The following is a 9,482-nucleotide window of genomic DNA, read 5'->3' on the forward strand; positions in this document are numbered from 1 at the left end:
CGACCTCAAGTCAGGTGCCGCAAAGCGCGCCAGGTCCACCAGCCCAGGGCGGTCATCGACAGCGAACCGATCAGATGCAGGCCAATGGTCAGCAGGCCCCAGCCCACTTGTTGGCGTTGCAGCAGGTAGACCACTTCAGCGGAGAATGTGGAGAACGTGGTCAGCCCTCCCAACAGCCCCGTGACCACGAACAGCCGCCATTGCGGTGAGAGCTCGGGCCGGGTGGCGAAGAAAGCCAGTGCAAGCCCGATCACGTAGCCGCCCAGCAGGTTGGCGGTCAAGGTCCCCAGCGGCACCGTGTTGTGCACGGGGTTGAGCCAGAGGCTCAGTCCGTACCGCAGCCAGGCACCGAGCGCTGCGCCAACGCCGATGGCCAGGAAAGAAAGCCACATGGGTTCAAGCTCCAGGCATTGGGTGGCGGATGGCGGTCATTTGCGCTGTGCGCGGGCCTGCTCGCGGGCGGTGCGCAGGCGATCAAGCTTGTCTTTCAACTTGATCTCCAGGCCGCGCTCGACCGGCTTGTAATAGACCTGTTCGCCCATGTCATCCGGGAACGCCGTCTGGTCCAGCGCGATACCGCCTTCGACGTCATGGTCGTACTGGTAGCCCTGGCCGTAGCCCAGGGTCTTCATCAGGCGCGTGGGTGCGTTGCGCAGGTGCATCGGCACCGGCTGGGTGCCGTACTTGGCGATGTCGGCGCGGGCCGCATGCAAGGACATGTAGGCCGCGTTGGATTTGGCGGTGCTGGCCAGGTACACGACCAGGTTGGACAGGGCGATATCGCCTTCCGGTGCGCCGATGCGGTCGTAGGCGTTCCAGACATTGATCGCCATTTCCAGCGCCCGCGGATCGGCCAGGCCGACGTCTTCCACCGCCATGATGGTCAACCGACGCAGCAGGTAGGACGGATCGCAGCCGCCATCAAGCATGCGCGCCAGCCAGTAGATGGCGCCGTCCGGGTTGGAGCTGCGCACCGATTTGTGCAGCGCCGAGATCTGGTCATAGAACTGCTCGCCATTCTTGTCGAAGCGGCGGGTGCGGTCGGCCAATACCTGCAGCAGGGTTTCCGGGGTGATTTCACCGCCCTCGCCTGCTGCCAGTTCCGCGGCGATTTCCAGCAGGGTCAGGGCCCGGCGCACGTCGCCGTCGGCGGCGCGGGCTATCTCCAGCAGCGACTCGGCCGAGACCGTGATTTCCTGCTCGCCCAGCCCGCGCTCGGTGTCGTCCAAGGCCCGCTGCAGCGCTTCCACCACGTCTTCGGGCGAGACCGACTCAAGTACGTGCACGCGGCAGCGCGACAAGAGTGCCGAGTTCAACTCAAACGAAGGATTTTCGGTGGTCGCGCCGACAAAAATGATCGTGCCGCGCTCGATATGCGGCAGGAAGGCATCCTGCTGGGCCTTGTTGAAGCGGTGCACTTCGTCGACGAACAGCACCGTGCGTCGCCCTTCGGCGAAACGCTGCGCGGCTTCGGCCAGCACCTGGCGCACGTCGGGCAAGCCGGACAGCACGGCCGAGATGGCACGGAATTCGGCATCGGCATACTGGGCCAGCAGCAAGGCCAACGTGGTCTTGCCACAGCCCGGCGGGCCCCACAGGATCATCGAATGCACGCGCCCGGATTCGACCGCGCGACGCAGCGCTGTGCTGGGTGCCAGCAAACGCTTCTGGCCGACCATCTCGTCCAGTGCACGCGGACGCATGCGTTCGGCGAGCGGACGCATATTGTCCCGGTCCGCTGTCAGCAGGTCGGCGGGAGCTTCATCAAGAAAGATATTTCGGGATCTGGCCACGCCCGCATTCTAGCAGCGTGGCCGCCCTGCCCCGGTCTCAAGAGCTGGGCTTGGGTTCAGCGATCGCCGACGACGTCGACGTCCTTGCCCGGCACGAAGCGGAAGGTGCCCGCAGCGAAGCTGGGGTTCTTCTTCCAGCCGCTGAAGCTGATGATGGTGCGCTGGCCCACCGCGTCGGTCAGCTCCATCCGCGACAGCGCGCCACCGGCGAAGCCCAGTGCGGCGACATCGAAGCTGGCCTGGGTATCGCGCTTGGGCGTGAGCGACAGCCACTGCATGCCGTCACGCGGCGCGGCTTCTTCGCTGATGTCGTACTGCTGTTCCAGCAGCGCCGGGTTGATCAGGGCGGTGAGCGGGTTGTTCTGCTCCTCGGTGCCCTGCGGGCTGACCCGGGCCTGCTCCAGATCCGGCTCGTAAACCCACAGCTTGCTGCCGTCGGCGATGATCAGCTGCGGATGCGGTCGGGTGTATTCCCAGCGGAACTGGCGCGGAGCCGACAGCGCCACACGGCCGCTGGAGGATTCCTTGACCCGGCCACGCTGATCCACCACCTGCTGCGCGAACTGGCCATCAAGGCCGCGCAGGCCGCTGGTGAAGGACTTCAGGTCATCGCGGGCGCCGGCATGCGCATCCGCAGCAAGGCCGGCACAAGCCAGGGCAACAGCAAGAACGGAGTGGCGCAGGAATGCAGTCATGGCGGCTTTGGATAGTTGTGTCGTTGGTGAGGCAGAGTCTGCCTCTTGCAAACTGAATGGGCGGCAATCAATCGCTGAATGCCGCCCTTTCGTTCAGTGCTTGGGCGGCGGCGGAGCCAGCACGGTGCGGTCGCCGTTGTGCTCGGGCGCGGTCACCACGCCTGCCGCTTCCATCGCTTCGATCAGACGCGCGGCGCGGTTGTAGCCGATCTTCAGGCGCCGCTGCACGCCGGAAATCGAGGCGCGGCGGGTTTCGGTGACGATACGCAGCGCTTCGTCGTACAGCGGGTCGGATTCATCCCCGCCACCGCCGCTGGCTTCCGGCAGGCCATTGGCCCCCACCACCACGCCATCGCCCATGGTCTGCACTTCGTCCAGCACGCCCTCGATGTAATCGGTGGGGCCGCTGGCCTTGAGGTGCTCGACCACGCGATGCACTTCTTCGTCGGAGACGAAGGCGCCGTGCACACGGTCCGGCATGGCCGTGCCCGGCGGCAGGTACAGCATGTCGCCGTTGCCCAGCAGGGCCTCGGCACCGGACTGGTCCAGGATGGTGCGCGAGTCGATCTTGGAGCTGACCTGGAAGGCGATACGGGTTGGGATATTGGCCTTGATCAGGCCGGTGATCACGTCCACCGACGGACGCTGGGTGGCCAGGATCAGGTGGATGCCGGCCGCTCGTGCCTTCTGTGCCAGGCGCGCGATCAGCTCTTCGACCTTCTTGCCGACAATCATCATCATGTCGGCAAATTCGTCGATGAAGATGACGATGAAGGGCAGCGGTTCCAGCGGACGCGGCGCCTCGCCCATCTCCGGGTTGGGCTTGAACAGCGGGTCCATCATCGGCTGGCCAGCGTCGATGGCGTCCTTCACCTTCTTGTTGAAGCCGGCCAGGTTACGCACGCCGACCGCGCTCATCAGTTTGTAGCGGCGCTCCATTTCGGCCACGCACCAACGCAGGCCGTTGCCGGCCTCCTTCATGTCGGTGACCACCGGCGCCAGCAGGTGCGGGATGCCCTGGTAGACGCTGAGCTCCAGCATCTTCGGGTCGATCATCAGCATGCGCAGGTCTTTCGGGCTGGCCTTGTACAGCAGGCTCAGCACCATCGCGTTGACCGCAACGGACTTGCCCGAGCCGGTGGTACCGGCCACCAGCAGGTGCGGCATGCGCGCCAGATCGGCCACGCTGGGGCGGCCGGCGATGTCCTTGCCCAACGCCAGGGTCAGCACGCTGGCCGACTTGTCGTATTCCTTGGAGCGCAGCAGCTCGGACAGGAAGATCATCTCGCGGGTGACGTTGGGGATTTCCAGGCCAATCACCGACTTGCCCGGAATCACATCAACCACACGCACCGACTTGACCGACAGGCCGCGGGCAATGTCCTTGTCCAGCGAACTGATCTGGCTGACCTTGATGCCCGGCGCCGGTTCGATCTCGAAACGGGTGATCACCGGACCCGGATAGGCGCCGACGACCTGCGCATCGATGCGGAAATCCTTGAGCTTGAACTCGATCTGCCGCGACAGGGTCTCCAGCGTCTGTTCGTCGTAGCCCTTGGCCTGCGGCTTCGGGTCGTCGAGCAGGGCCAGCGGCGGGATGTCCGAGCCATCGCCATTGACGCCCTGGAACATCGGGATCTGCGTCTCGCGCTTGGCGCGGTCGCTCTTCTCTATGATCGGCGTGGGGCGCGGTTCGATTTTCACCGGCTCGCGCTTGGCGCGGACCTCGGCATCGACCTTGCGCACTTCCTCGCGTTCCTCACGCAGCACGCGGGTCTGCTGCCACTCATTGGCCTGTTCTTTCTTCTTGTTGAGCATCGGCCCCAGGGCCAACACCCACTTGCCGATTTTCTCCATCACCGCAAACCACGACAAACCGGTGGCCAGGGTGATCGAGGTCAACAACAGCACCAGCAGGAACAGATTGCTGCCCACCGGGCCAAAGCCGGTCTGCAGTGATTTGCCTACCAATACGCCCAAGCCACCACCGGCACGGGCGACATCACCCGGCGGCAGGCGCAGGTACAGGAAACCGGTGGCACCAATCAGGAAACCGACGATGCCGACCAGACGCAGCGCCGGGCCCAGATCATCCTGGCCGCGCTCGTCGGTCTTCTTCAGGCCGAACATGGCGATCCACGCCACCGCAGCCAGCATCACCGGGATCAGGTAGGCCACATAGCCAAACAGCTGGCGCAGCACATCGGCAATCCACGCGCCGACCTTGCCGCCCATGTTGTGTACGGGCGCGACCACCGAACCCGACTGTGACCAGCCCGGATCCGTTGGCGAATACGTGAACAGACTGGCCAGCAGGTACAGCAGCGCGGGCGCGATCGCGATCAGCGCCAGATCACGCCAGAGCTTTTGACGACGCGGATTGTCTACTGCTGCAGCCGCCGACTTGCGCGCATCAGCGGCAGCCTTGGGGCTTTTGTCGCGTTCCGGGACCTGTTTCGCCACCTTTGACCAGACCTTAAAAATGCACGGTTAGTGATTGATATTAAACGACAGATCGTCGGGTTTCACCCGCTTGCAGCGCATTGCGGTACGGCTGACAGACAGAAAACGTCAAAAAGCCGCCAGACAGCGGCGGCAGCAATGAAGGAAACAGCGGAGTTGTATCCAACGGGCCGCGCAGTTCCATTCACGTGCCTTGATTCACCGGGGTCCGACCGCCACTCTATTGGCTTGCCCGGACAGTTGCAGACTGCCGCGTTCGGGCCACCAACCCTGACTTTCGCGAGTATACATGAGCACTTCCAGCCTCCCGACCAAGCACACCCGCCTGTTGATCCTCGGCTCTGGCCCTGCCGGCTGGACCTCTGCCGTCTACGGCGCGCGCGCAAACCTGAAGCCGTTGGTCGTCACCGGCCTGCAGCAGGGCGGCCAGCTGATGACCACCACCGAGGTCGACAACTGGCCGGGTGATGCCCACGGCCTGATGGGTCCGGACCTGATGGCGCGCATGCAGGCGCATGCCGAGCGCTTCGAAACCGAAGTGGTGTTCGACCACATCCATACCGCTGACCTGTCCAAGCGCCCGTTCACCCTGACCGGTGACAGCGCCCAGTACACCGCCGATGCGCTGATCATCGCCACCGGCGCCACCGCCAAGTACCTGGGCATCCCGTCCGAGGAAGCCTTCAAGGGCCGCGGGGTTTCCGCCTGCGCCACCTGCGACGGCTTCTTCTACCGGGACCAGGATGTGGTCGTGGTCGGCGGCGGCAACACCGCCGTTGAAGAGGCGCTGTACCTGTCCAATATCGCCCGCAAGGTCTACCTGGTCCACCGCCGCGACACCTTGAAGGCGGAAAAGATCATGCAGGACAAGCTGTTCGCCAAGGTCGCCGCCGGCAAGATCGAAACCGTGTGGCACCACCAGGTCGACGAAGTGCTGGGCAATGACGCTGGTGTCACCGGTGTGCGCGTGAAGTCCACCCTGGACGGCAGCACCCGTGATATCGAAGCCCACGGCTTCTTCGTCGCCATCGGCCACCAGCCCAACACCGAGCTGTTCACCGGTCAGCTGGCAATGAACAACGGCTACCTGGAGATCCGCTCCGGCCTGGGCGGCAACGCCACCATGACCTCGGTCGAAGGCGTGTTCGCCGCCGGCGACGTTGCCGACCAGCACTACCGCCAGGCCATCACCTCGGCCGGCTTCGGCTGCATGGCCGCACTGGACGCCGAGCGCTTCCTGGACGAAAAGGGCGCCTGAGCGCCCCGCTCCGCCCGCCTGCCATGGACAAGCTGATGATCAAGCAGCTGCTGTTCCATGGCAGCTGGCTGGTCTTTCCTGTCATCGCCTGGCTGCTGTGGCGTTGGCGCAATCCGCGCCACCGGCCGGTGCTTGCGGTGCTGCTGCTTGGCTGCAGCGTGTTCGTCTGGGCACGCTTCATCGAGCCGCAGATGATCGTGATCAGGCACACCACGCTGGAAGGTACCGGTACCGCTGCCCGCATCGCCCTGGTCAGTGACATCCACCTGGACGTCTACAAGGATCGGCGCTTCCTGGAGCGATTGGTGGCGCGCATCAACGATCAGGATGTCCACGCGGTGGCGATCGCCGGCGACCTGACCTACGAGCCGCAAGGCCAATCGCTGCAGGAGCTGTTCGCGCCGCTGGCGGACCTGCGCGCGCCTGCGTTTGTGGTGCTCGGCAACCACGACCAGCAACAGCCCGGCCCGGACATCGACAAACCCTTGCGTGCCGCACTCGCCGCGCATGGCATGAACGTCATCGAAGGACGCCTGCTCCGGGATACCAATGGCGTGAACTGGGCCGGCCTCGGCGACCGCTGGGCAGGCCGGGATGACGCGCGCTTCCTGCTCGGGGGCGGGGCATTGCTCGGACCCACGATCATTCTTGCCCACAACCCCGACAGCGCCATGCAAGTCTGCACCGGCAATGTGGCCGTTGTTCTCGCTGGACATACGCATGGCGGACAGATCCGCATCCCCTGGCTGTACCGCAAGGTCATTCCGAGCGCTTATGGCTTCGATCGCGGTGAGCAGGTCATGCGGGGTGCCTGCGGTCCGATACGGGTTTTCACCACCAGCGGTACCGGAGAGATCGGCCTGCCATTGCGCCTGTTCAACCCACCCGTCATCGACGTATTGACGTTGGAACCATGAACCTGCGTTTGCAACCACGCATCCTGCACAGCCTGGCAGCGTTGCGCGCCGTGCAGTGGGATGGCCTGCATGACGGCAGCAACCCCTTCGTCAGCCACGCCTTCCTCAGCGGGCTGGAGCAGCATGGCTGCCTGCGCCCGGAATGGGGCTGGCAGGCCCAGCACCTGAGCCTGTGGCGCGACGACGAACTTGTTGCTGCCGCCCCCGGCTACCTGAAGCAGAACTCGCATGGCGAGTTCGTGTTCGATCATGCCTGGGCCAACGCGTATGCACGCCATGGCCTGGCGTACTTCCCGAAATGGCTGTGCGGCGTGCCCTATTCACCGGTCACCGGGCCGCGCCTGCTGGCCCGCAGCGAGGCTGATCGGCAGGCATTGATCGAGGCCATCGTTGGCCATGTGCAGGACAATGACTTGTCGTCTGCGCATATCAACTTCCATCTGGCCGATGAGAACCCATTGTTCGACGCGCAGTGGCTGCAGCGCGATGACGTGCAGTTCCAGTGGCAGCGCCAGCCGGGCTGGAAGAGCTTCGATGACTTCATCGGCGCGATGGATCACAAGCGGCGCAAGAACATCCGCCAGGAGCGCGCCAAGGTCGCCCGCGCCGGCATCCGCTTCGTCGTGCGCCACGGCGATGAGGCCAGCGCGGACGAATTGCGCGCCATGCACGGTTTCTACCTCCAGACCTTTGCCGAGTACGGCAACGCGCCGGCGCTGACCCTGGCTTTTCTGCGCCATATGGCTGAGCAGATGCCGCGCCAGCTGGTGTTGTTCCTGGCGATCCAGGATGGCGAGCCGATTGCTGGTGCGCTGTGCCTGCGTGGCGCGGATACGCTGTACGGACGCTACTGGGGCGGCGCCGCCCTGCCCGGCCTGCACTTCGAGACCTGTTATTACCAAGGCATCGACTACTGCCTGCGCGAAGGCCTGCAGCGCTTCGAGCCCGGCGCCCAGGGCGAGCACAAACTGGCGCGTGGCTTTCTTCCAACACAGGTGCGCAGCCACCATTGGCTGGCCCATCCGCAGTTCCGCGAGGCCGCACGTGACTGGTGCGCCCGCGAGCGCGAGGATGTCGCGACCTATGGCGCAGACCTGCTGCGCCATTCACCCTTCAAGCTGGACGATCCATCGCAATGAGCAACAAGGGCCCGTTCCTGCTGGACAGCGCCAGCGATGCACCATTCCCGCCCGCCGAGCTGGCCTTGCAGGAGCCCGATGGCCTGCTTGCCGTCGGCGGCGATCTCAGCCCGGTGCGCCTGCTCAATGCCTATGCCGGCGGCATCTTTCCATGGTTCTCCGAGGGCCAGCCACTGCTGTGGTGGTCACCTGACCCGCGCATGGTGTTCCGTACCGACAAGGTCCACCTGTCCTCGCGCTTCCGCCGCGGACTGCGCAACAGCAAGTGGACCCTCCGCGCCGATACCGCGTTCTCGGAGGTGATGCAGGCCTGCGCCTCAGCGCCGCGTCCCGGCCAGGATGGCACCTGGATCACCCCCGCCATGCACCAGGCCTATGTCACCCTGCATCACCTCGGCTACGCGCATTCGGTGGAAGTATTTGACGAGGAGGCGTTGGTAGGTGGCATCTATGGCGTCGCCATCGGCCAGATGTTCTTCGGCGAAAGCATGTTCAGTGGCCGTAGCGGCGGTTCCAAGGTGGCGCTGGCGGCCCTGGCTGGGACGTTGGCCCAATGGGGCTGGCCGTTGATGGATGCACAGGTGGAGAACCCGCACCTGCTGCGGATGGGCGCCGAGCATCTACCCCGTCCGGCGTTCCTCGAAAGCGTCCGCGAGCTGGTGCAACGACCGGGGGACGCGGGGGCCTGGACGCGTCGGTTTGGCGAGTTGGCTGCAGCGGCATTGGCCTGAATACCGAGGTTTAACGCAAACTTTGCATCCTGGCCCGCGAAAGCGTAAAATGCCCGCCCTTAGGCCCAATGGCCGTCCGCAGAACCGCACAGGACTACATGTCGAAAGACGACTCCATCGAGTTCGAAGGCACCGTCAGCGAGACGTTGCCGAACACCACTTTCCGTGTTCGCCTGGAAAATGGGCATGAAATCATTGCCCACATTTCCGGTCGCATGCGCAAGAACTACATCCGCATCCTGACCGGCGACCGTGTCAAGGTTGAGATGACGCCGTACGACCTGACCAAGGGCCGTATCACCTACCGCATGAAGTAATGCGGTAAGTCGAGCGTTAGCCGAAAGCCAGCCTTCGCGCTGGCTTTTTCGCGTGGCCAGGATTCCATGTAATGCCGAGCCATGCTCGGCAGAAGCGTTACCGGAAATGCCCCAGTAGTGCCGAGCCATGCTCGGCAGAGGCGTTACCGGGAAAGCCTCTGCCGAGCAT

Annotated in this window: 9 protein-coding genes; 5 read left to right on the plus strand and 4 right to left on the minus strand. The window is 64.6% G+C overall.

The genetic code is table 11. The annotated features are described in order from the left end of the window. Nucleotides 1–5 precede the first annotated feature (5 nt). The 4 genes from crcB to ACVOLQ_RS07660 all read right to left on the minus strand — a co-directional run bounded on the left by crcB (nt 6) and on the right by ACVOLQ_RS07660 (nt 4,951). Nucleotides 6–392 (minus strand): fluoride efflux transporter CrcB, encoded by a 387-nt coding sequence (gene crcB / locus ACVOLQ_RS07645; RefSeq protein ID WP_481527588.1) that lies wholly within the window; start codon nt 390–392, stop codon nt 6–8. Nucleotides 393–428: 36 nt separating this feature from the next. After that, nucleotides 429–1,724 carry a replication-associated recombination protein A gene (locus ACVOLQ_RS07650; RefSeq protein ID WP_481527599.1) on the minus strand — a complete coding sequence of 432 codons (1,296 nt, stop codon included), beginning with the start codon at nt 1,722–1,724 and terminating at the stop codon, nt 429–431. A gap of 125 nt (nt 1,725–1,849) precedes the next feature. Next, complete coding sequence (gene lolA, locus ACVOLQ_RS07655) at nt 1,850–2,488, minus strand: outer membrane lipoprotein periplasmic chaperone LolA (protein ID WP_481527589.1); 639 nt, start codon at nt 2,486–2,488, stop codon at nt 1,850–1,852. A gap of 93 nt (nt 2,489–2,581) precedes the next feature. Further along, nucleotides 2,582–4,951, minus strand: a complete 2,370-nt coding sequence (locus tag ACVOLQ_RS07660) for a DNA translocase FtsK (RefSeq protein WP_481527590.1) — start codon at nt 4,949–4,951, stop codon at nt 2,582–2,584. A gap of 289 nt (nt 4,952–5,240) precedes the next feature. On the opposite strand from ACVOLQ_RS07660, the gene trxB reads away from it, so the two are divergent. From trxB to infA, 5 genes are all read left to right on the plus strand, one after another. Continuing rightward, nucleotides 5,241–6,209: a thioredoxin-disulfide reductase gene (gene trxB, locus ACVOLQ_RS07665; protein WP_481527591.1), complete on the plus strand. Its 969-nt coding sequence runs from the start codon at nt 5,241–5,243 to the stop codon at nt 6,207–6,209. 35 nt (nt 6,210–6,244) lie between these two features. Then, on the plus strand, nt 6,245–7,126 hold the full coding sequence (locus ACVOLQ_RS07670; RefSeq protein WP_481527592.1) for a metallophosphoesterase: 882 nt from the start codon (nt 6,245–6,247) through the stop codon (nt 7,124–7,126). Further along, nucleotides 7,123–8,265: a GNAT family N-acetyltransferase gene (locus ACVOLQ_RS07675; RefSeq protein ID WP_481527593.1), complete on the plus strand. Its 1,143-nt coding sequence runs from the start codon at nt 7,123–7,125 to the stop codon at nt 8,263–8,265. Before ACVOLQ_RS07670 ends, ACVOLQ_RS07675 begins: the two co-directional genes overlap by 4 nt. Further along, nucleotides 8,262–8,996, plus strand: coding sequence for a leucyl/phenylalanyl-tRNA--protein transferase (gene aat / locus ACVOLQ_RS07680; RefSeq protein WP_481527594.1), 735 nt, complete (start codon nt 8,262–8,264; stop codon nt 8,994–8,996). Before ACVOLQ_RS07675 ends, aat begins: the two co-directional genes overlap by 4 nt. A 98-nt stretch (nt 8,997–9,094) precedes the next feature. Continuing rightward, nucleotides 9,095–9,313 (plus strand): translation initiation factor IF-1, encoded by a 219-nt coding sequence (infA, locus tag ACVOLQ_RS07685; protein WP_005409596.1) that lies wholly within the window; start codon nt 9,095–9,097, stop codon nt 9,311–9,313. Nucleotides 9,314–9,482: the final 169 nt, after the last annotated feature.

This window comes from Stenotrophomonas sp. STEN031, assembly GCF_056759975.1.